At 48.2% G+C, this 21,637-nt stretch carries 21 protein-coding genes; 10 read left to right on the top strand and 11 right to left on the bottom strand.

Annotated features, from left to right (window positions below; genetic code table 11):
- Positions 1-149: 149 nt before the first annotated feature.
- The 3 genes from RQM65_RS15075 to RQM65_RS15065 all read right to left on the bottom strand — a co-directional run bounded on the left by RQM65_RS15075 (position 150) and on the right by RQM65_RS15065 (position 5,857).
- Entirely contained in the window at positions 150-1,448 is a 1,299-nt protein-coding gene (locus tag RQM65_RS15075; RefSeq protein ID WP_314016246.1) for an amidohydrolase family protein, read from the bottom strand.
- Between the two features lie 306 nt (positions 1,449-1,754).
- Entirely contained in the window at positions 1,755-4,724 is a 2,970-nt protein-coding gene (locus tag RQM65_RS15070; protein WP_314016842.1) for an amidohydrolase family protein, read from the bottom strand.
- A complete protein-coding gene (locus RQM65_RS15065) occupies positions 4,724-5,857 on the bottom strand; it encodes a DUF3810 domain-containing protein (protein WP_314016245.1) in 1,134 nt (377 codons plus the stop codon). The genes RQM65_RS15070 and RQM65_RS15065 overlap by 1 nt, the downstream gene beginning before the upstream one ends.
- Before the next feature lie 66 nt (positions 5,858-5,923).
- Between RQM65_RS15065 and RQM65_RS15060 the strand changes: the two genes are divergently transcribed.
- Together RQM65_RS15060 and RQM65_RS15055 are read left to right on the top strand one after the other, a co-directional pair.
- Entirely contained in the window at positions 5,924-7,384 is a 1,461-nt protein-coding gene (locus RQM65_RS15060) for an aminoacyl-histidine dipeptidase (RefSeq protein WP_314016244.1), read from the top strand.
- A 157-nt stretch (positions 7,385-7,541) separates the two neighbouring features.
- Positions 7,542-8,009: a CBS domain-containing protein gene (locus RQM65_RS15055; protein WP_314016243.1), complete on the top strand. Its 468-nt coding sequence runs from the start codon at positions 7,542-7,544 to the stop codon at positions 8,007-8,009.
- Positions 8,010-8,156: 147 nt separating this feature from the next.
- Here the strand turns inward: RQM65_RS15055 and RQM65_RS15050 are convergent, their stop codons facing one another.
- The 3 genes from RQM65_RS15050 to RQM65_RS15040 form a co-directional block, all read right to left on the bottom strand.
- Complete coding sequence (locus tag RQM65_RS15050) at positions 8,157-9,269, bottom strand: peptidylprolyl isomerase (RefSeq protein WP_314016242.1); 1,113 nt, start codon at positions 9,267-9,269, stop codon at positions 8,157-8,159.
- Positions 9,270-9,428: 159 nt separating this feature from the next.
- A complete protein-coding gene (gene gldI / locus RQM65_RS15045) occupies positions 9,429-10,001 on the bottom strand; it encodes a gliding motility-associated peptidyl-prolyl isomerase GldI (protein ID WP_314016241.1) in 573 nt (190 codons plus the stop codon).
- Between the two features lie 185 nt (positions 10,002-10,186).
- A complete protein-coding gene (locus tag RQM65_RS15040) occupies positions 10,187-11,200 on the bottom strand; it encodes a DHH family phosphoesterase (RefSeq protein ID WP_314016240.1) in 1,014 nt (337 codons plus the stop codon).
- A gap of 76 nt (positions 11,201-11,276) precedes the next feature.
- Here RQM65_RS15040 and RQM65_RS15035 point away from each other — a divergent pair, with 76 nt between their 5' ends.
- Positions 11,277-11,696: a nucleoside-diphosphate kinase gene (locus tag RQM65_RS15035; RefSeq protein ID WP_314016239.1), complete on the top strand. Its 420-nt coding sequence runs from the start codon at positions 11,277-11,279 to the stop codon at positions 11,694-11,696.
- An 84-nt stretch (positions 11,697-11,780) separates the two neighbouring features.
- On the opposite strand, the gene RQM65_RS15030 is transcribed toward RQM65_RS15035, so the two are convergent.
- From RQM65_RS15030 to recF, 3 genes are all read right to left on the bottom strand, one after another.
- A complete protein-coding gene (locus RQM65_RS15030) occupies positions 11,781-12,077 on the bottom strand; it encodes a DciA family protein (protein WP_314016238.1) in 297 nt (98 codons plus the stop codon).
- Positions 12,078-12,081: 4 nt separating this feature from the next.
- The gene (locus RQM65_RS15025; RefSeq protein ID WP_314016237.1) at positions 12,082-12,501 is read right to left on the bottom strand and encodes a lipocalin family protein; all 420 of its coding nucleotides are present in this window, start codon (positions 12,499-12,501) and stop codon (positions 12,082-12,084) included.
- A 201-nt stretch (positions 12,502-12,702) separates the two neighbouring features.
- A complete protein-coding gene (recF, locus tag RQM65_RS15020; RefSeq protein WP_314016236.1) occupies positions 12,703-13,791 on the bottom strand; it encodes a DNA replication/repair protein RecF in 1,089 nt (362 codons plus the stop codon).
- Between the two features lie 173 nt (positions 13,792-13,964).
- On the opposite strand from recF, the gene RQM65_RS15015 reads away from it, so the two are divergent.
- The 7 genes from RQM65_RS15015 to RQM65_RS14985 all read left to right on the top strand — a co-directional run bounded on the left by RQM65_RS15015 (position 13,965) and on the right by RQM65_RS14985 (position 20,504).
- On the top strand, positions 13,965-14,732 hold the full coding sequence (locus RQM65_RS15015) for a tetratricopeptide repeat protein (protein WP_314016235.1): 768 nt from the start codon (positions 13,965-13,967) through the stop codon (positions 14,730-14,732).
- A gap of 300 nt (positions 14,733-15,032) precedes the next feature.
- On the top strand, positions 15,033-15,515 hold the full coding sequence (gene ribH / locus RQM65_RS15010; RefSeq protein WP_314016234.1) for a 6,7-dimethyl-8-ribityllumazine synthase: 483 nt from the start codon (positions 15,033-15,035) through the stop codon (positions 15,513-15,515).
- Positions 15,516-15,587: 72 nt separating this feature from the next.
- On the top strand, positions 15,588-15,881 hold the full coding sequence (locus RQM65_RS15005; protein ID WP_314016233.1) for a riboflavin synthase subunit beta: 294 nt from the start codon (positions 15,588-15,590) through the stop codon (positions 15,879-15,881).
- Positions 15,881-17,713: a DNA mismatch repair endonuclease MutL gene (mutL, locus tag RQM65_RS15000; RefSeq protein ID WP_314016232.1), complete on the top strand. Its 1,833-nt coding sequence runs from the start codon at positions 15,881-15,883 to the stop codon at positions 17,711-17,713. Before RQM65_RS15005 ends, mutL begins: the two co-directional genes overlap by 1 nt.
- Positions 17,714-18,448, top strand: coding sequence for a rhomboid family intramembrane serine protease (locus RQM65_RS14995; RefSeq protein WP_314016231.1), 735 nt, complete (start codon positions 17,714-17,716; stop codon positions 18,446-18,448).
- Positions 18,449-18,485: 37 nt separating this feature from the next.
- Positions 18,486-19,373 carry a rhomboid family intramembrane serine protease gene (locus RQM65_RS14990; RefSeq protein WP_314016230.1) on the top strand — a complete coding sequence of 296 codons (888 nt, stop codon included), beginning with the start codon at positions 18,486-18,488 and terminating at the stop codon, positions 19,371-19,373.
- 105 nt (positions 19,374-19,478) lie between these two features.
- Positions 19,479-20,504 (top strand): endonuclease/exonuclease/phosphatase family protein, encoded by a 1,026-nt coding sequence (locus RQM65_RS14985; RefSeq protein WP_314016229.1) that lies wholly within the window; start codon positions 19,479-19,481, stop codon positions 20,502-20,504.
- A 132-nt stretch (positions 20,505-20,636) separates the two neighbouring features.
- Here RQM65_RS14985 and RQM65_RS14980 read toward each other — a convergent pair whose 3' ends face one another.
- Positions 20,637-20,945, bottom strand: coding sequence for a DUF6122 family protein (locus RQM65_RS14980; RefSeq protein ID WP_314016228.1), 309 nt, complete (start codon positions 20,943-20,945; stop codon positions 20,637-20,639).
- The gene (locus RQM65_RS14975) at positions 20,938-21,570 is read right to left on the bottom strand and encodes a WbqC family protein (RefSeq protein ID WP_314016227.1); all 633 of its coding nucleotides are present in this window, start codon (positions 21,568-21,570) and stop codon (positions 20,938-20,940) included. The genes RQM65_RS14980 and RQM65_RS14975 overlap by 8 nt, the downstream gene beginning before the upstream one ends.
- Positions 21,571-21,637 lie beyond the last annotated feature (67 nt).

Genomic DNA, 21,637 nt, shown 5'->3' with positions numbered 1-21,637 from the left:
GAGAGCTCAGAAAGGCACGGTCCACTACTCAATGTAAACTGAACGCTCTCAACCTTCACCTTCAACACTGCTTACTGTTTCCCGTAAACTGCCTACTTTTTTTTGCCAAGTGCCAACGGCACACTGCCACTGCAACTGAAAACTGCCTCCTATTTCCCGGTCTCATACTTCTCCGAATACCGCTTCCAAAGCTCGGTCTGATGGGTTTCCAGGGAAATTTCGCGGCCGTCGATAAAGGCGTGGGTCAACCGGTTGCCCCGCATATCGAGCGCATCGCCTTCCGATACAAAGAGGGTCGCACTCTTGCCTTGGGCCAACGTGCCATAATTCTCGTCGATACCTAAAATCGTGGCCGAGTTACCGGTGATCAATTTCAGCGCGTTTTCCTTATCCATTCCTTGTCCTACGAGTTGCCCTGCGTAGAAGGCCAGGTTCCTGGTCTGGAAGTTAGAGGCTTCCCCGTTCTGCAGACCGACCAAAAGTCCCGCATCGACCAGAAGCTTGGGCAACTTATAGGGCAGGTCGTAGTCCTCATCCTCAAAAACGGGCAGGTTGTGGGTGAACTGCACGAGTACGGGAATATCGTTTTCCTTTAAAAAATCGGTAATCTTATAGGCGTGGTACCCCCCGACTAAAACGACATTTTTCACGCCTGAATCTTTCGCTAGGGTAATGGCATCGATGATTTCCTTTTCTCCATCGGCGTACACGTATAATTTTTGGGAGCCGTCAAACGTGCCTTGCATGGCGGCGAAAGCGGGATTCAAACCCTCCCCGGCCCCATCGCCGTACGCTCTGGCATTTTTCAGGAACACTTCGACTTTCGTTACCTGTTCCTGGTATTCTTCGTTCTGGTGGTAGCCCCGCTCCTCGCCTTGCCACCATTTTCCTTGGCGAAAAGTGTTCGGCCATCGCAAATGAATTCCGTCATCGACCTTGACTGCGGCGTCTTCCCAGTTCCAGGCATCGAACTGCACGATAGAGGATGTGCCGGATATGCGTCCGCCCATGGGCGTTATTTGCCCGAGCAATACGCCGTTGGGACGCATGGATTCTACGACCTTCGATTCCGCGTTGTAGGCAATCAGGCTCCGGACATGTGGAATCATCTCGCCCAGCTCGTCTTGGTCGTCGGTGGCCCGTACCGCATTGATCTCAATGAGTCCCAATGAAGTGCTCGGAGCGATAAACCCTGGGTACACATGCTTGCCCTCACCCTTTATCTGGGTTCCCTTTCTGGCTATTTTAGTGGTAGCAGGCCCCACGAAACTCAACTTCCCCTCTTCGAAGATGATCAGGGAGTTTTCGATGACCTCCCCGTTACCCAAATGGGCGGTCGCCCCTTCGATCACCACTGTCCCGGTCTGGGCGGGAGCTGGCGCCTGTTGTGCGGTGCCGAAAAATGCGCAGAACAGCGCTACTCCTATATATTGAATCGTATTTTTCATGTTTATGCTGCTTTTGTTGTTTGTCTGGTTAGGGGATTTAAAAAGGATTATTTAGCGTTCGCCTGAACGAAAAAGTCGGACTGCCCAGCCCAAAAAACCCGTCTGGTAGGGAATCGAGAACTTCTCGGCCCGTTCTAACTAGATCTCGACTGCGCCTGTCTCGGGTACTTCGACTGCGCTCAGCATAAACTGAAGTCGAGAGGTTCCACCTGACATTCTTTTCATCCTTTCGTCATTCCTCTTTCCGTCATCTTGTCTTTCCGTCATTCTTCTTTTGGTCATTTCGTCTTTCCTCCCTCGTATTTCTTATTTCATACTTCGTACTTCGACCCCAGTCTCACAGTGCATGGTTTCCTTCTTGTTTTGCTTGGGTTTCTGGGTTTTCTTGCCCTCCGACTTTTCACTTAACATCATAGTTATGAGTCGGTTGCGCTCTTTCTTAACGGCTTCCCGCTGCTGTTTATCCTTTTCGATATCGAAATAGGTAGCCCCTTCGATCATGGTCCTTTCCGCCTTGGCGTAAACGGACAGCGGATAATCGCTCCACAAAACCAGGTCGGCATCCTTACCTTCTTTGATGCTCCCGGTACGGTCATCGAGATGAAGCAGTTTAGCGGGATTGATGGTCACCATTTTCCAGACCTCTTCCTCGGTCAATCCTCCATATTTCATGATTTTGCCCGCCTCTTGGTTCAAGCGTCGGATCATTTCGGCGTCATCACTGTTGATGGCCACGGTCACCCCCTGATTGTGCATGATGGCGGCGTTATAGGGAATCGCATCGTTCACCTCGTACTTGTAGGCCCACCAGTCGCTGAAGGTACCGGCCCCTACCCCGTGCTCTGCCATCTTGTCGGCGACTTTGTAACCCTCCAGAATATGGGTAAAGGTATTGACCGTAAACCCAAAATGTTCGGCGACCTTCATCATCATGTTGATTTCGCTCTGTACGTAACTGTGGCAGGAGATAAACCGCTCGCCGTTGAGTATTTCGACCAAGGTTTCCATTTCCTCATCGGTACGATAGGGCTCGCCACTTTTCTTTTTGGCCTCGTATTCCTTGGCCCGCTGAAAGTAGTTCATAAACACCTGCTCCACGCCCATCCGGGTCTGGGGAAAACGGCTGTGGCTGTCCCAATTGCTCTGTTTTACGTTCTCGCCCAGGGCGAACTTGATGAACTTGGGCGAATTGTCATAGATCATTTCATCGGCGCTCCGGCCCCACTTTAGTTTTAGGATAGCCGAACGCCCTCCAATGGGATTGGCCGATCCGTGCAGGAGCTGTAGGGATGTGACCCCGCCTGCCAGGGCATAATAGATTCCGACGTCCTCGGGATCGACCACGTCGGTCATCTTCACCTCGGCGGAAGAGTTCTGTCCCGCCTCGTTGATCGCCAAGGCCGCAATATGACTGTGCTCATCAATGATACCGGCCGTCAAATGTTTACCAGTCGCATCGATGGTCGTGGCGCCGCCGGCACGCAGGTCCTGCCCAATTTTCGAAATTTTTCCGTCCTTCACCAGCACGTCTGTGTTTTCCAGGATGCCCGCATCCTCGCTCGTCCAGACCGTGGCATTTTTAAAGAGGATGTTCTCCGGCTTGGGGATGGCATCGTAGCCATAGCCGACATTGGGATAGGTCACCGCCACCATTTCGGGGACATCCTTTTCTTTCTTTGTATCCTTTTTAGAGAATTCGGATGTCTTGACCGCAGAAAAAACCGTTTCGCCGCCATCGGGAAGCACGGCCTTGCCGCTCAGATTATCGGAAGATGGATCGACGAGTCCCGTTAAACGGTAACTTTTATCCCCGTCTATGGTAGTGAAGGATAGCGACATCCAGTTGTCGGTATAGTTGAATTTGGACTCCAATTTTGCGGTATCCTGCTTGACTTCCGCTTTGGGGCTACCAGCTTCTCCCTTAATAGAAAGTTTGAAGCTTTGGCCGGAAAGGGACAGGTCATATTCCCCTCGGATATCCTTTAAGGTCATATCGTTGATTACGTTCTTGGCACCTTGCACCCAGTTTTCATAGAGTATGGTTTCCTTGTCGAAAATAGGGCCTGAAGTGACCAAAAAGTTGGCGTAGCTGCCCTTTTTCAGGGATCCGATATCTTCCGTTCTCCCAAGGATCTGTGCGGGTACCGTGGTCAGTGCCTCCAAGGCTTTGGTTTCGGGGAGTCCGTATGCAATGGCTTTCATCAGCCTGTCCTTAAAATCAGCTGGGGAATCCAAGTCGTGTAGGGTAAACGAAAAAGAAATTCCGTTGTCCGCCACTATTTTGGGATTGGCCGGGGCTTGGTTCCAGTGCCGCATATCCTCCAAATTGACATATCCGGAGGCATAGGGGTCGGAAACATCGTAGGCATCGGGAAAATTCAAGGGCAAGATCAGTTTGGCGTTGGTCGCCTTGACCTGGTCGATCCGCTCATATTCATCGCCCCCACCGACGATGGCGTATTGTATTCCGAAAAGGTCTCCGATCCCGTCCGCCCGGATCACATTGCCCTTCTCGCCGCCTTTGAAAATTTGAACGAGGTCTTTGTTCGTGTTCAAGGCTTCAAGCGAGAGATCTTTGGAATCAATGTGCCCCCCAGCGTACCAATCGGCGTCATAATACATTTGGCGCAACAGGGCCATGGCCCCCATCAAGGAGGTGGGATAGGATTGCTTTTTGGCGATACTTTTTTCAAAGGAAAAATACTGGGCGGAGCGGTCGTCGATAATGCGGTCGCCATCGTTTCCATCGCCGTTCAGGGAAACCAGCACCCCGGTGCCCCGTGCGATACCGTCCTTAATATGGGAATTGACAGTTCCGAAACCGGCTTCCCTAAGGGTTTTGGCCACCAGGTCGTCGTATTCGAATTTGGCCACGGCATCGTTCTCGGGCATGATATGGTCGTTCCAGTAGAATCCTTCCCGCGAGGCGTCGAACTCTGCCGAACGTCCGCTCGATTTGGCCTTTTCCGGCTTGTCCACCCCAAAACCGGAATAGACATCGATAAAGGAAGGATAAACGGTTTTTCCGCTAGCATCGACGACCACCGTATTTTCGGGCAGATCGACCGATTTGCCGATTGCGACCACCCTGCCCTTGCGAAACAGGAGCGTGCCGCCATCGACCACCTCGGTGGGCGTCACGTAAATTTTAGCGTTGGTAAGGGCGGTGTAGTTATTGTTCTCGGCCTTGACGGCATCGTTTTTCGGAAAATATTCCTGCGCTGAAGAAAAGGTAACGCACCCCAAAAGCGCGAGTACCAGCAATCGTAGTTTGATCATTTGTAGCTGTCGTTTTCGTCGAGGATAAAAATAGGAAATTTTTCATGATACCCGACCATCAGTTCGACAATCTTGCTGTAGCTCTTGATACCGTCTTTTTGGCGGTTGGCCTTTAAAAAGGTGCTGAAAACGGATTTAAAGACGGGCTCAAAGGGATTGGCGTATTTCAGGTTGAACTCGTACAGTTCTTTATAATTTTCCTGTACGCCCACGTTCACTTTGGCGAACAGCTTTTCGAATTTCTGGGCATCGGTACGGCGTACGGCACTCAGACAATGGCTCAGGGCATAGGCCGAGGCAGAATATTGAAAATGGACATCCTCATTCTTCATGGTGACCAGATAGCCTATGAAATTCGTTTCGTTTTCCTTGGCGTAGCCCACTTGATGTCCAATTTCATGGGCGGTCACTACCGGAAGCCGGAAAAGGGGGGTCCGCCCGTTGACCTGGGCCTCGTTGGTGAAGGGGTTGAAGTACCCACCGATGCCCATATAGCTGGCCAAGGCGCCAAGGGTCGCTTTTTTTAGGCTCGGGTTCGGGTAGGCCAGAAAAGGCAGCTCACCTTGAACCCGGCCGTAGCCTGCTACGGTCTGGTCTAAAATAGCATCTCGGTCGAACGGCATATCCACCCTTTGGGCACTATCTCCCGTAATTTCAAATTGCAGACGATTGGTTTTTGTAATGAGCCGCTGGGTCAGGTCGATTACCTCGTCAGGGGTCACGCTGTCGCGGATACCCAACCGATCAGCTAGCGGCATCCGATGGTAATTCAGTGCCCATCCCAGATGGAAGGTAAAGTAGAACACGGAAAACACGAGCACCAGATTGCGAAGGAAAGACAATGGGCGATTTTTGATTCTTGTACGGTTTCCGAACAGGTAACCGAGGGCCAATGCGATCAATAGGGTGTAGAGGATTTCACCGACCGAAAAGGGAATCCATCCGAACAGTATCCTGAAAAACCTACTGACTACAGGATACACCCCATTGCTGTAGTAGGTTTCAACCAGATCGGGCCGGCCGCTGAGCCAAAAAACAAAAAGCAATTGCGGTAGCAGGCCCAAGGCGATACCGTTCCTTAATCTGTCGTTCAATGCGATAAGACTTACATTTTTGGCGGATTGAATCATCAAATTTAAACAATTATGTTCCGAATCAATTTTTGACTCCGTACTTTTGGCGAAAACACAATCCCTATGAGCGAAGCGATACGAAAACTAGAGCCCCAGGCAATCTGGAACAAATTTGCCGATCTGAACGCGGTACCCAGACCCTCTAAAAAAGAGGAAAAGGTCATTCAATTTATGATGGATTTCGGGGAATCCCTCAATTTGGAGACCATAAAGGATGCCGTGGGCAATGTCATCATCCGTAAACCGGCCAGCAAGGGCATGGATGACCGGAAGACGATCACCCTACAGTCCCACCTCGATATGGTACATCAAAAGAACGCGGATACGGACTTCGATTTTGAGACTGAGGGCATTCGGATGAAGGTGGACGGGGACTGGGTCAAGGCCGATGGCACTACGCTCGGGGCGGACAACGGAATGGGCGTTGCCGCTATCATGGCGCTTTTGGAAAGTACGGATATCAAGCATCCTTCTTTGGAAGCACTTTTTACCATCGACGAAGAAACGGGAATGACCGGGGCCAAAGGCCTTGAAGGTGGGGTTCTCCAAGGGGAAATCCTTTTGAACCTGGATACCGAGGAGGATGACGAGCTCGATATCGGCTGCGCGGGAGGTGTCGATGTAACCGCCACAAGAAGGTATAATGGAAAACCGGTGCCAAGGGCCGTAACCCCCTATAAGGTTACGGTCAAGGGATTGCAGGGAGGACATAGCGGAATGGACATCCACCGAGGACTGGGCAACGCGAACAAGATCATGAACCGTTTGCTCTACCACGCATCCAACAATTTTATGATGCGCCTGGCGGAAATTGATGGTGGGGGACTTCGCAACGCCATCCCCCGGGAAAGTGTTGCCAAGCTGGTCGTGTTAAAATCACAGATCGAGGATTTCGAGGCCGCAATGATGAAATTGGCCGGCACCATAAAAAAAGAACTACAAGCCACGGAACCAGACTTGGTCATAACTTTGGAACAAACCTCAGCTCCGCATATGATTATGGGCCTGGGTGCCCAAGAGCGATTACTGAAGGGGATTTATGCGGCCCATAACGGTGTTTATCGCATGAGTGGCACCATCCCCGATCTGGTCGAGACCTCGAACAACATCGCTCGCGTGGAAGTCAGCGATGGGGCCATTCTTATCAACTGCCTGACCCGGTCTTCGGTCGATTCGGTCAAAATGGACCTGGCGAATGCCTTGAAGTCCACCTTCGAATTGGCGCGCTGTGATGTCAGGTTCGGCGGGGAATATCCAGGGTGGACCCCCGATCCGAAATCCGAGATTCTGAAAGTGCTCAAGAAGAAATATAAATCCCTCTTCAAAGACGAACCCAGGGTCATAGCCTGCCACGCGGGACTTGAATGCGGAATTTTAGGACAGAATTACCCCAGCATGGATATGATCAGTTTCGGACCGACAATCAGAGGGGCGCATTCCCCCGACGAGCGGGTCAATATTGATTCGGTTCAAAAGTTTTGGAAATTTTTACTGGCGGTGTTGGCGGATGCCCCGAAGAAATAGATCCATGTCCCGGAATTCCAACAAGGGCGAGTTCCGCTGTTGTGAACGCAATTTCCCGCATTCTTCGGGGTGCTAAACCACTTCTTTTTTAATTCCCTAATATTCAGTATCTTTAGATAGGACTTGTCTTAAGTTCATAACCTCTAAATCTAAGATCATGGCTATCAAAAGTTTTCAGGGACAGCGAAAGAAAGTACAGGACACCGACGACACCCCGATGACCGTAAACGATTATATGACCCGAAAGTTGATCACGTTCCGTCCCGATCAATCCGTCGAGGAGGTCATACAGGCACTTATCCGCTACAAAATTTCAGGGGGACCGGTGGTGAACGACAAAAACGAACTGGTGGGAATCATCTCGGAGGGGGACTGCATCAAGCACATCAGCGAAAGCAGATACCATAACCTTCCTATGGAAAACGGTTCGATCGAGCAGCATATGGTCAAAAACGTAGAGACCATCGAAGGCACAATGAACATCTTCGATGCCGCCAATAAGTTTCTGTCCGACAAGCGTCGCCGGTTTCCCATTTTAGAGAATGGCAAGCTGGTCGGACAGATTTCACAAAAGGACATCTTAAAGGCTACCATCAAGATGAAGTCCCAACGCTGGTGGAAGTAAGCTTCGCCCAGCCATAACGAGCTTCAGGGAAGCGGCGTCCTCGGGAAATCCGAGGGGCGCTGCTTCCGGTATCAACTATTGCCAAATTTTGCTCAAATTGAGCTATCTACCTTCCAAAAAAAAGATAGATTTTAAGCCAAGCTGAGATTATTCTGCGAGACCCGAAATCTCCAGGTCGAATATCAGGTCGGCGTTCGGGGGAATCGGGCCTGTGCCTTGGGGGCCATACCCCAAGTGCGACGGAATGAACAAACGTACCTTATCTCCGACCTTCATCTGCTGCAAGCCTTCCTTAAAGCCTGCGATAAGCTGGGCATCGGGACTGTATACCATAGGGATGGGCTCATAACCTCCACCCTGCTTTCGACGGTCGTCGTACATATTGTATTTTTTCGCCACCTCTTCGTAGTTGGTATCGAAGAGGATGCCATCTTCGAGGTAACCCGCGTAGTACACCTTTACTTTTTGGCCCAGTTTCGGCTTTTCTCCGTCACCTTCTTCCAAGGTGTAGACCTTAAGGCCCGAAGGAAGTTCCTCGGCCGCTTCCTTTTGCTCGGCGGTGGTAGCTATAAAATCGCTTTTCATTTTTTCGAAGGCTGCAATTTGTTCCTCCTCCTCCTTAAAGTAGTCGGACATCACCTGCACGGCGTCAAAATCATTGGCCGCTTTTCCGTTCCGTACGATTTCCACTTTGTTCATCTTGACCTCGTTTACCGGTCTATCCTTGGTCATCGGATCTTCAGAGGTCTTTACATTGGCTATGGAATCGACTACTTCAATCCCTTCGACCACATGACCGAACACGGTATGTCTTCCATCCAAGAACGGGGTCGGTTTATGGGTAATAAAGAATTGACTTCCGTTGGTGGCAACGCCTGAATTGGCCATCGAAAGAATGCCCTTCTCATCGTGTTTCAACGAATCGTTGAATTCATCCTTGAACCTGTAGCCGGGGTTGCCCTTGCCAGTTCCGGTGGGATCCCCGGTCTGGATCATAAAATCCTTGATGACCCGGTGAAAGACGATGCCGTCGTAGTAAGGCTTTCCCTTTAGACTATCCGATACAAAAGGACTCGTTCCTTCGGCCAGGCTCACAAAATTGGCCACGGTCACTGGCGTTTTTTCATACTCCAATTTTACGATGATGTCGCCGTTCGTAGTCTGGATATCGGCAAACAAGCCGTCGCCCAATTCGGAATATTGACTTTTACAGGCGCTCAGGGCAATGGCAAGAACCAGTATAAAATATGCTTTTTTCATGCTATGTTAATTTGAAAATTTGTGGGTTTTAAAATTTTAAAAATTGGATGCTGTGGTCTGGTGTCAGTGATTTAAAGGTTTCGGGTTCGGTCGTTTTAAAATTCCAGGCTGATTTTTCGGGGGATTGGAGATCGGTTCATTTCCAAATCTCCTAATTACCTACGGAATACTATCATTGTTCTTCTCGATTTTTAAGATGGACAAGGTGGTTTTGATCGGCGTGTTCACCCCGATTCTTTTTTCGTCCCCGTGATAGCCATAAGCCAAAGAGGACGGAAACAGAAAAGTTCCGGTTTCTCCTTCCTTTAATAGTTTTACGCTATTCCGAAGGCCGGGAAACAGTTCCTGCTTGTCCACTTTATAGGTAAGAACGCCGATATCGTCCTTTGAGTATATCGTATCGTTGTCCAGACCGATTATGTTGTAGGTCATAATCACCAAATCGTCCGGCCGTGGGGTGTACTCCGTTGCGGGGTTCGCCACGTCGAGCCGATACCACGAGCCCGAGGCACTATGTACATATTCGTGGGCCGTATCCTTTTCGATGATTTCCTGAATTTTTTTTTCCTCTTTCGCCAACAGCGCTTTGCTGCGCTCGACGGAGGCCTTAAAAAAAGTTCCGGACCTCACCTCGATCGGCTTCCGCGGCTCGGGACCGCCACAGCCTATAACGATCAGCAGTATGGCGGACCATATCGAGTAAATTGCTACGTTATACTTTTGAAAAGTCATATCCTGCAAAAAAATTCCAAATTCCAAATTCCAAATTTTCCGTCCTTTAATTCAGCCCTAAATTTTGGGATTGGAGCTGTGAACCTCCCGTGACTAAAATCAGCTATTCCGAGGTTCGTATTGTCCCCGGCCGACATGCGATCAAGAGCGGTCTAAACCCGGTTTTAAGCTTCTTCGACGTTATTCTAAATAAGTTTTTCCGAATAATCAGCCAAGAGCGACTTAAAATACGCAGCCGTTTCTTGCAGCGAGCGATCGCTTTTTCCGCCGGCGGCATTATTATGTCCCCCGCCCCCGAAATGGTTCCGGGCAAACTCGTTGACCGAGAAATCTCCCACAGAACGGAAAGATATTTTAATAATCCCCTCGTCCCTATTTTCGATAAAAATTGCGGCAAATATAATACCTTCCAACGTAAGTCCATAATTCACAAAACCTTCGGTATCCCCTTTTTGATAGGTGTGGGCATCGAGCTCTTCCTGGCTTAGGGTGATGTATGCTGTTTTATAATCCTCCAGAATGACCATATTGTTGAGCGCCGTACCCAAAAGATGCAAACGTCCGGGAGTATTGGTATCAAAAACACGATGGTGAATCTCGGAACTTTCCGCCCCTTTTTCGATCAATTGGGCGGCGACACGGTGGGTCTGGGCCGTGGTGGAGGCGTATTTAAAGGAGCCGGTATCGGTCATGATTCCCGTGTACAGGCAGCTGGCCATTTCGGGGGTAATCGCTTGGGTATCCCCTAAATACTCGATAAAATTATAGACCATCTCACAGGTGGAGCTCATCGAAGGATCGGAGTACATCACCGTTGCGTAATCGGAGGGCTCCTGATGGTGGTCGATCATAACAAAGGGGACCGTCGATTTTCTAAGCGGCTCCTCCATTTGCGCCACCCTTCCTAGATGGTTGAAATCTAGCGTAAAGATCAGGGTTGCCGCGTCGATCTTGGACTTGGCCTGAGTGTTTTCCCTCTCAAAATTCAGGATGTATTCGTTTCCGGACATCCATTTTAAAAACTTGGGGTAATCGTTCGGCACGATAACGGTCGCCTCCTGCCCCCTGTTCCTTAAATAGTGCCAAAGGGCCAGGGTCGAGCCAATGGCATCGCCATCGGGATTCTTATGCGGTACGATTAGGATTTTCTGCGGTTCGGAAAGCAGCTTTTTTACCGCCTGGATGTCGTCAAAATTCATGCGGGCAAAGATAGGAATTTAATTCTGGTAGCTGGTAGTCGCCAAAGAAAACGTACTTTTGCCAAAATTTTGACTCATGACAACAAATAGAACTTTTACGATGATCAAACCCGATGCGGTCGAAAATGGTCATATCGGCAGTATTTTGGAGAAGATAACCTCCGCTGACTTTAAAATCGTAGCTATGAAATTCACCCAGCTGAGCAAGAGGGATGCGAGGGAGTTCTACGCTATCCATAAAGACCGTCCCTTTTTCGGGGAATTGGTGGAATTTATGACCCGTGGCCCCATCGTTTCCGCCATTTTGGAAAAGGAGAACGCAGTGGATGATTTTCGAGCTCTGATCGGAGCGACCAATCCCGAGGAAGCGGCCGAGGGTACCATCAGAAAATTATATGCGACCGACATCGCAGAAAACGCGGTTCATGGTTCCGATAGCGATGAGAACGCGGCCATCGAAAGCGCTTTCCATTTTTCAGGTCGGGAAATTTATTGAGCCAAACGCTCATAGATGCTCCAATTGGACAGGGACGTGCTATGTATTTAAATGGCGGGAGACAAGCCATAAAGGGGAACCTATTTAGCGCAACACCAACTTGTTTACCAAATCCCTGCCCAATTCTTCATTGAGCATGGTAATAATCTTGGATTTACCCAAACTCAGTTCCTCGCGGAGCACAGAAGAGGATAGGGATACATAAAGAGTATCGTTGCGGAGCTCGACCGCTGTGGTATAATTGCTTACCCCATTTCCCATGAGATTTGCCCAGGCCTCACGGACATCGACTTTGTCCATTCCTTTTTGAAGCCGGTTTTCCTTGATGAATTCCTTCAGGGCCTCACCCAGGTTCAAATTGTCGTTTTGTCGTTTTGCCATCTACTTATTTTTGGACCACAATCGGCTCAAAGCGTCTATAATCGTACCGCAAACCCTCTTCATTGACTACGGAAAAGGTATTGCCGTTCAATGCCACCAAGTTTTCGGACCACTCGCTGAGTCCGGTTTTATAATGCATGATAAATGTATCGTCTTTTTTCGATATACTAAAAGTTTCGGCATCATGGGAGGTCTCATAGGTGCCGTTAAATTGAGGACGCACTTTTTTGCGGAAACCTTCGGTTTCATTCAATTCGATATAGTCAACAGTGGTGCTCACCGTATATTCCTTGGTGGTACCATCGGGAAAAATCACCTGTTCGATTTCCCAATATCCGTTGAGATTCGGCAGGTCCTTCTTGGGCACCTCTTCAGAACATCCAAGGAAAGCAAAGAGAAATACTACTAAAATCGTCTTTTTCATTTTAATTTTTTCTTCTTAAATCAGGGAGGTTACTTCCATGTCAGTTGTCATAGAGACCAGAAAAAGCAACCCAAGCTAAAATCGTCGCTAAATTCAAGGAATAACCAAAGCGGACACCATATATGGCCCCAACCGGCCCGGTAAGCTGGTTTTGACGGACCGGTCTGATAGGCTGGTTTTGGCGGACCGGTCCGCAGCACCTTACTCCCCTCCCAATCTAAAGATCTTATAGCTCTGGTGAATCTGTTTCACTACGTTTTCCGTGCGTTCGGCATGGGTGTCACTGATAAAGATCTGTCCGAAATTCTCGTTGTTGACCAGAGAAACGATATGCGACACCCGCTGCTCGTCCAACTTATCGAATATATCGTCCAGAAGCAAGATGGGCGTAGTCTTGGACTGCGCTTTTATAAATTGGAACTGCGCGAACTTTAGAGCGATCAAAAAGGACTTTTGTTGGCCCTGGCTTCCGAACTTTTTAATGGGGTGTCCCTCAATTTCAAATCCGAGATCGTCTTTATGTGTGCCGACCGAGGTGTATTGCAGCGCCCTGTCCTTTTCGATATTGCCTTCCAAAAGATTGAGGAGTTGCCCGTTCAACAATTTACTGTCATACCGCAGTGAAACCTTTTCATTACCTCCCGAAATCGCAATATACTGCTCTTTAAAAATAGGGATAAAAGTCTCAAGGAAGTCCACCCGTTCGTTAAAAATTTTGGTGCCGTAATCATTTAATTGGCCATTATATACCGCAATCGTTTCCTTATCGAAGGTATGGTTGGCGGCAAAATATTTTAAAAGGGAATTCCGCTGGGCCAGTACCTTGTTGTAATTGATCAAGTCTTGCAAATAGTTTTGGTCGGATTGCGCAATGACCCCGTCCATGAACTTGCGCCGTGTTTCACTGCCTTCGATAATCAGGTCACGATCTGCCGGCGAGATGATGACCAGCGGCAGCAAACCGATATGGTCGGAAAGCCGATCATAGATTTTTCCGTTCCGTTTGATAATTTTTTTTGCGCCGTGCTTTAGGCTGCAGACGATCTTTTCTTCCCGACCTTTCTTTTCGAATTCTCCATCGACGACAAAAAAATCAGCATCGTGTTTGATATTCTGCTTCGAAATAGGATTGAAATAGCCTTTGCCAAAGCACAGGTGATAAATAGAATCGAGCACATTGGTCTTACCGATCCCGTTGGGCCCGACGATACAATTTATCTTGCTATCGAACGCGAAGTCCTTGGATTCAAAATTCTTGTAATTTAGAAGGGATAATCGCTTTAAAAACATCGGGATTTGCTATGGAATTCGTTGCAGTCCGTAAGGACGGTAATTTGTGGATTAACCAAAGAAGGATAATTTTCACGGCATACGCAAATCCCCAAAAATAACGAATAAATACCCTTTTACCCTTTTGATTTTGGATAAAAGTCCTATTTTTGCGCGACCTTAACGAAACGACCATGGCCACATATAAAAAAAGGGGGTTCAAACCTAAGAACAAGGAAGAGGAACAGCAGCGTTTGGAGCAGGAAAGCACCACCGCCGAGGTTTTCAGTTCGCTCGATGAAGGTGCATCGAGAACGGAAGCCTGGGTGTCCAAAAACCAAAACTATATTTTAGGGTTTATCGGTATAATCGCAGTCGGGGTGCTGGGCTATCTGGCCTACGTCCAGTTCGTTCAAAACCCTAGGGAAACGACAGCTGCGAACGAAATGTATTATCCACAACAGTATTTCGAGGAAGCCTTGTCCAACACCAGCGCCCAGGACTCCCTCTTTAACCTTGCCCTGAACGGAGGGGAGGGCAAATACGGCTTTTTGGATATCATAGACGAATACGGTGGTACCCCGGCGGCCAATTTGGCGAATTACACTGCGGGAATGTCGTACCTGAACCTACAACAGTATCAAGAGGCCATATCCCATCTGGAAAAATTCAGTTCCGATGATGCTATGTTGGGCGCCATGGCCAAAGGGGGTATCGGGGATGCCTTTATGCAGCTCGGCCAACCGGACGATGCGTTGAGCTATTATGACATGGCCATTGCCCACAGCGACAATAACTACACCGCACCAAAATACTTGTACAAGGCCGGTATTACCGCCCTGGAACTCGAAGAAAACAGTAAGGCACTTGAATACTTCCGACGGATCAAGGAAGAGTATCCCGACTCCGATCAAGCCCGGAACATTGACGCTTTTATCGGCATGGCGGAAGAAGGGGCCTGATAGTTCCAAAACCGACCTCAAACTGGGGAACCGAATTTCAAATCCGTCATCCTCTCAATTAGGATTTTTAGGCATAGACCGTTTGAGGATGCCGTAGGTCAAACACTTCAATGCTTATCCGTTTCGAAACCTACACCCGACATAGGGCGGCAAGACTTGGGACAAAGGACCAAAAAATCTTGAAAAACGGCTTGTTTTGAAAAAAACAACAGTCTTACGGCCTGGGTACTAAATCTTTATGTACTTTTTTGACGTCTAGGTAGTTATGCGGAAAAGCATTAAACATTAAAAAAACACCTTATGGCAACGGCCAATAAAAATCTCTCCGTGTACGATAAATCTACCATCCCGAATGCCCAAGACCTTCGTTTTGGAATCGTGGTCTCCGATTGGAATTCGGAAATTACGGAGGGACTCCATTCCGGGGCCCGGGAAGCTTTGCTGGATTGCGGGGCGTTGGAAAAGAACATCCTACGATGGAACGTGCCCGGCAGTTTCGAGCTGACCTTCGGCTGTAAAAAAATGATCGGCTCCGAAAAGGTGGATGCCGTAATCGCCATCGGCAGTGTCATCCAAGGAGAGACCAAACATTTCGATTTTGTGTGCGGTGCGACCGCTCAAGGCATCATGGATTTGAACGTTCACGGCGAAGTACCGGTCATTTTCTGTGTGCTTACCGATAATAATCTACAACAGGCCCAGGAGCGCAGCGGTGGAAAACACGGCAACAAGGGTACCGAAGCTGCGATAGCTGCAATTAAGATGGCAACCCTTGGGGATTAAAAAGCTTAACAAATTTTGGCACTGAGGCTACGGCATATTTTTTGATTTTGAGTAACTTTGAATATCATGGGTATGTTAAGCAAATTCACGCGCTTGAAGCGCAGCAAAAAATTCGAATATCAGCCGCGGTACTTTGACGACAAAGGTAAAGGCAATCCGTATAAGATGGAACCTAAGTTCGACAAATATAGAAGTACCGTCAATGCCCCTAGGGGACTCAAAGGAAAGTTCGGCAATGCCATGTCGGACATGAGGCAAAAGGGCGACCGAAATCTCAAAAAACGTATGGCCATCATCATCGCGGTACTGGTGCTTATCGTGCTTTACATCTTCGATTTCGACCTCTCCATATTCTTTCCTCAATAATGGCGGATATCATCAAACTTTTGCCAGAGCACGTTGCGAACCAGATAGCGGCGGGCGAAGTGGTACAACGGCCCGCGTCGGTAGTCAAGGAGCTTCTTGAAAACGCCCTCGATGCCGGTGCGCAAACGGTAAAACTCATCGTAAAGGACGGGGGTAAGGTCTTGATTCAAGTGGTCGACGATGGGGCCGGCATGAGTGCCACCGACGCACGGTTGAGCTTTTCTCGACACGCCACCTCCAAAATTCAAAAAGCGGAAGACCTCTTCAACCTCGATACCAAGGGGTTTCGGGGGGAAGCTTTGGCCTCTATCGCGGCAATCGCCCATGTCGAAATGCAGACCAAGCCCGATAACGAAGAGGTGGGCACACACCTACGGATAGAGGGTAGTGAGGTGGTCTTCCAAGAAGCAACTGTGACTCCAAAGGGCACCTCGATCGCGGTAAAAAACCTATTCTTCAACATCCCCGCAAGACGGAATTTTCTCAAATCGAATCAGGTCGAGCTGCGTCATATCACCGACGAGTTCCATCGGGTGGCCTTGGCACACCCGAACGTGGCGTTCCATTTCTACCACAACGGCAGCGAATTGTTCAATCTTCCGGTGGACAACCGTCGAAAACGGATCGTAAACATCTTTGGAAACCGAATGAATCCGAAATTGGTTCCTGTAGAAGAAGAAACGCCCATTGTTACCATCAAGGGTTTTATCACCAAGCCTGAATTTGCCAAGAAAAGCCGGGGGGAGCAGTTTTTCTTCGTCAACCATCGGTTTATCAAGAGTCCTTATCTCCACCATGCCATAGTGGCCGCGTTCGAAGGCCTCATCAAATCGGACACCTATCCGGGCTACTTTCTATATCTCGAAGTGGACCCATCATCCTTGGATATCAACATACATCCTACGAAAACAGAGGTTAAATTTGACGACGAGCACAGTCTATATGCCATTTTGCGTTCGACCGTAAAACATAGCCTGGGCCAGTTCAACGTGGCACCTGCGCTCGATTTCGATCGCGATCCGAACCTCGAGACCCCTTACGGCTTTCAAAACAAATCCGCCGTTCTACCAAAGGTCAGCGTAGACGCCGGGTTCAATCCCTTCCAGGAAAAACGTACACCATCCTATAGAAAACAAGATGCCGATTGGGAAAGCCTTTATATTGCCACCAAAACAGAGTCGGACGATGATCAAACCGGCCCCAGTATCAGCTATGAATCCGATATCATTACCGGTTCTATTTTTGATGGAGAAAAGGAAACGCCCGAAACCGTGGCGACCACCTTTCAGATCCGCAGAAAATATGTGGTGGCGACCATAAAGTCGGGCATGGTGGTCATCGACCAAAGCCGCGCGCACCAACGGGTGCTCTACGAGCGATTTTTAAAGAACAGTACCATTAAACAAGCGGTAAGCCAACAATTGCTCTTTCCGCTGACGCTTTCCTTTTCCATTTCGGAAATTAAGGTTTTACAAGAGATCGAAGATATTCTGGTTTCTGTTGGCTTTATCTTTGAAAAAATCGTCGGGGAATCCATTACGGTTAGCGGCGTTCCCCTACTGGTGGCCGAGAGCGAGGTAGGCATGGTGTTGGATCAGTTGATATCCGATTACCAGCAAGAACTAACGGGTGATAGTTTTTCGCACACCGACATGCTTTCAAAAACTTTGGCGAAGACCCTTTCGGTCAAGACCGGGGAGATGCTGGACCAACAATCGCAATTGGCTTTGGTCAATGACCTATTCGCCTGCAAGGAGTCGATGACCAGCCCATTTAACAAACCCGTATATATTACCATTACGGAAAACGATATCGATAAAAAATTTATTTAAATGGGAAGAATGACCGATGCGGTTAAGCATCTCCTGATTATCAACGTACTGATTTTCATCGCCACGCAGCTCTATCAAGAGCAAATGCTGACCTGGTTCTCGCTTTGGTATCCCGAGAACCCGAATTTCGAATGGTGGCAGGTCGTCACCCATATGTTTATGCACGGCGGGCTGTTCCACATTATTTTCAACATGTACGCCCTTTGGGCTTTCGGTACGCCATTGGAACAGATGTGGGGCCGCAACAAGTTCCTGTTCTTCTATTTCTCGGCAGGCCTGGGAGCCGCCCTGCTGCATACCGGGGTGAACTATTTCGTTTTTCAGGATGGCTTACAGGCCTTGGTGGACCAAGGGGTCGATAAGAACCAGATCATGGAAATTATTGCCGGGGGACAATATAGTACCGCTTGGAACGATATGATCGGAACAGATAAGGTCGATAGTTTCTTAAGTGCTTATAATACGCCGGCGGTGGGTGCTTCCGGGGCGATTTATGGAATTTTGGTAGCCTTTGCATTCGCCTTTTCCGAGGCGGAACTTATGCTTATCTTTCTACCGATTCCGATCAAGGCCAAGTACTTCGTGCCGCTGTTGATTGCGGGTGATCTAATTTTTGGTTTTACCGGCACCGCAACAGGTATAGCGCATTTTGCACATATTGGCGGCGCGATTGCAGGATTTATTATGATGTGGTACTGGAAAAAGAATCAGTTTAACAAAAATAGGTGGAATTAAACGTATTTTTGGGTTAAGGGATTTTTAGATATTTGAGATGAACGGAGGAGGATTAAGATATCAATATGCAAGGCTGAGCGTTTCCGAAAAGCTGATCGCCATTAACGTGGTCGTATTTATCGTTATGGGGTTGGTTTCCGCTTTGATAGGCCCCAATATCGAGAACTGGTTCGCGCTGCCCCAAGACTTTTTTGAATTCCTGGTACAGCCATGGTCCCTAGTAACCTATTCCTTTTTGCATGCTGGATTTTTCCACATCCTCTGGAACATGTACATTCTATACATTGCGGGACGTATCTTGCTCAACCTGTTCGATGGCAAACGCTTTTTGAACATCTACTTTTTAGGGGTAATTTTAGGGGGACTGCTTTTCTTGCTCAGCTACAATATCTTTCCCGCCCTGATCGGTCAAAGAACCGCCTTGGTCGGCGCATCCGCAGGCGTGATGGCGGTGCTTATTTTTATCTGTACCTACATTCCCAATCAAGAGGTACGCATCATTTTTTTCAATGTCAAACTTTGGCAGGTGGGACTCTTCGTGGTCTTGATGGACCTCATACAGATTCCCCTGGGAGGAAACGTCGGGGGACACCTCGCGCATTTGGGAGGTGCCTTTTTGGGATATGTTTACGCAAGACAACTTTTTAAGGGTATAGACATCGGGGAAGGATTTTCCAAATTCACGGACAGTTTTGCGGACCTGTTCAAAAAAAGTACAGTCAGTGGTGGCGAACAGAGAAAGAAAGCCCCCATGAAAACAGTTTATCGAAAGCAAAAAACGGCGTCCCGCGCAAGATCAACGGGCAACAAGGACGACCATCAGCAAAAAATCGATGCCATCCTAGATAAAATAAGCAAATCGGGCTACGAAAGTCTCTCCAAAGCGGAAAAGGACTATCTGTTCAAGGCAGGGAAGGAAGACTAGGCCGCTGGAAAGCAAATTGCAAAAAACAAATACCAAATTCCAAATCAAGGAGTTAATATAGGAAGCCTCATAAACCCGTAAACTCCTAAACCCATAAACTTAACTGTGAAGGGACTATCCGCTTTCAACAAACTGGTATATGCGCTCAACCTCGTCTTTGTCATCCTCTTATTGATTGCATGTACAGTTCCGTATCTGAGCGTTAAGTTCCTTCCGGTTCTATCCTTTTTAAGTTTGGGCGTACCGGTTCTTGTAGGGGTCAACGTCCTCTTTTTTATCTATTGGGCCCTTCGGGTAAAGCGACAATCGCTCCCCTCTCTTTTTGTGCTCGTACTCGGCTATTTTGTGCTGGGAACATTCGTGAAGATGAATTCCTCCAACGACCAATTCCAAACCGACGATTTAAAAATAATGAGCTATAATGTGGAGAGCTTTAACGAACAGGGGTGGAAGGAACGTAAAAATATATTCAACGCCGTTAGGGATTTCGTACAGGCGGAACAGCCCGATATCGTTTGTTTTCAGGAAGTAAGCATCGGCATGAAAAAAGAATTCCTGGACTACCCGTACCATTACCTAAAGAAAATATCGGGCGGGGAAAAGGTACATCTAGGTGTCTTTTCAAAATATCCGATTGTGGCCGCCAAAACTGTGACTTTCCCCAACAGTATCAACAACGGCTCGTATGTAGATATCGCGTACCATAAGGATACCCTCCGGGTTTTCAACGTACACATGCAGTCTTTGGGCATTACCCCGGGCACGGGAGTGCTGGGTTCCCACTCTTCCAAACGCTTGTACAAAAGAGTCGTAAGAGCTTTCAAAAAACAGGAAGAACAGGCGGAAATGATTAGACGGCTTATTGATGACAGCCCCTATAAAACCATGCTCTGCGGGGATTTCAACAATACCCAGTTCTCCAAAGCCTATCACTTACTGAAGGGTAACATGCAGGATAGTTTTATCGAAGCGGGATCGGGCTATGGACGTACCTTTGAATTTTTTAACGTTCCATTGCGCATAGATTTTATCATGGCGGATAGTGCGTTCGAGGTCCGATCGCACAAGCACTACGATTATCGGTATTCGGACCATTATCCTATTATGGCATCGTTTCGCTTGAAGGAATAGTCAGAACTATTGCCCCGGTCGTTGGCCCATCGTTGCTAAACAGTTATCAAATAATCAATTGATTGCATGGGATTTTAGATGATAGAAGTTCATCGAGACAAGAAATTTAAGGTTTCAACAACTAAAAGGCCATCACATCAGATAGCAATCCATGACATCCGCGAAAATATGGATGACCAGGGCGAGACCGAAAATCCAAGTCTTCTTGAAAAAGAGCAATCCGAAATACCCTGCAATCGCCCAATAGCTATGCAAGGGATGAAATCCGACACTGCATCGCTCGGGGTCAAAGATGGGGTCCGCCACTACGTGGTCGATATCGATGGCGATGCCCGCCAGTAAGATTAGGATTACCCGAAATCGATGCCGTTTAAAAAAGAGCAATCCAATGGCTACCGGAAGCAAAAAATGAATGCCATAATGGATGAGAAACCTAAACATTTCCGAAGTTTGTATCTTGATTTTGCAAGTATTTCAATGCGTTCGTTCCCTCGTTGAACAAGAGATCCAGCACGCTGACATTTTGTACAAAGCCATGTCGGTCACCGAACACCTGTACGTATTCTTCTTGCCGCATATCAAGCTTTTTTTTGGCATCGACCAAGATTCGTAAATCGTTGACCCCGTCGGGCTCCGTTCGATAAGTTTCGGTTTTTGCCTCCGGCATTTCGACTTGTAGGCAATCACAGATGGCTTGTATGGTCGATAGATTAAAGTCCAACAGCCTCTCAAAAGACCCTTCGTACAAGGGAGCGATATCGTCTTCGTAAAACTCGAAGAAAGGCGAGGTTCTGTAGGCCGTTTGCAAGGTACGCCAATGTTGCCGCTGCCACGGATAGGAATTGTCCAGCAAGACCTCCTTGTACTTTTGACGCCCCTGCTCCCCGCCCACGTGTTGAATGGGGATGCTGAGCATGTGCCGTCCCTGATCGGTACAGACGTAACAGCGGTTGCGGTAGGTCTGTTTCTGGTAATTGTCTTCCACCTCCCATTGAATGTCGTTCTGGACCATGGTGGCAAAGGCGGCGATATCGGGAAAATAGGTGGGGTGTAGCAGCGTTTTCAAGCAAAAAAGATTTATAGGTTATTGGACAAATGTAGTAGTTTGAAAGATTTATAGTTCAATTATGCCT

This window comes from Pricia mediterranea (assembly GCF_032248455.1).
Classification (GTDB): domain Bacteria; phylum Bacteroidota; class Bacteroidia; order Flavobacteriales; family Flavobacteriaceae; genus Pricia; species Pricia mediterranea.
This window is presented reverse-complemented; position numbering and strand designations above follow the sequence as displayed.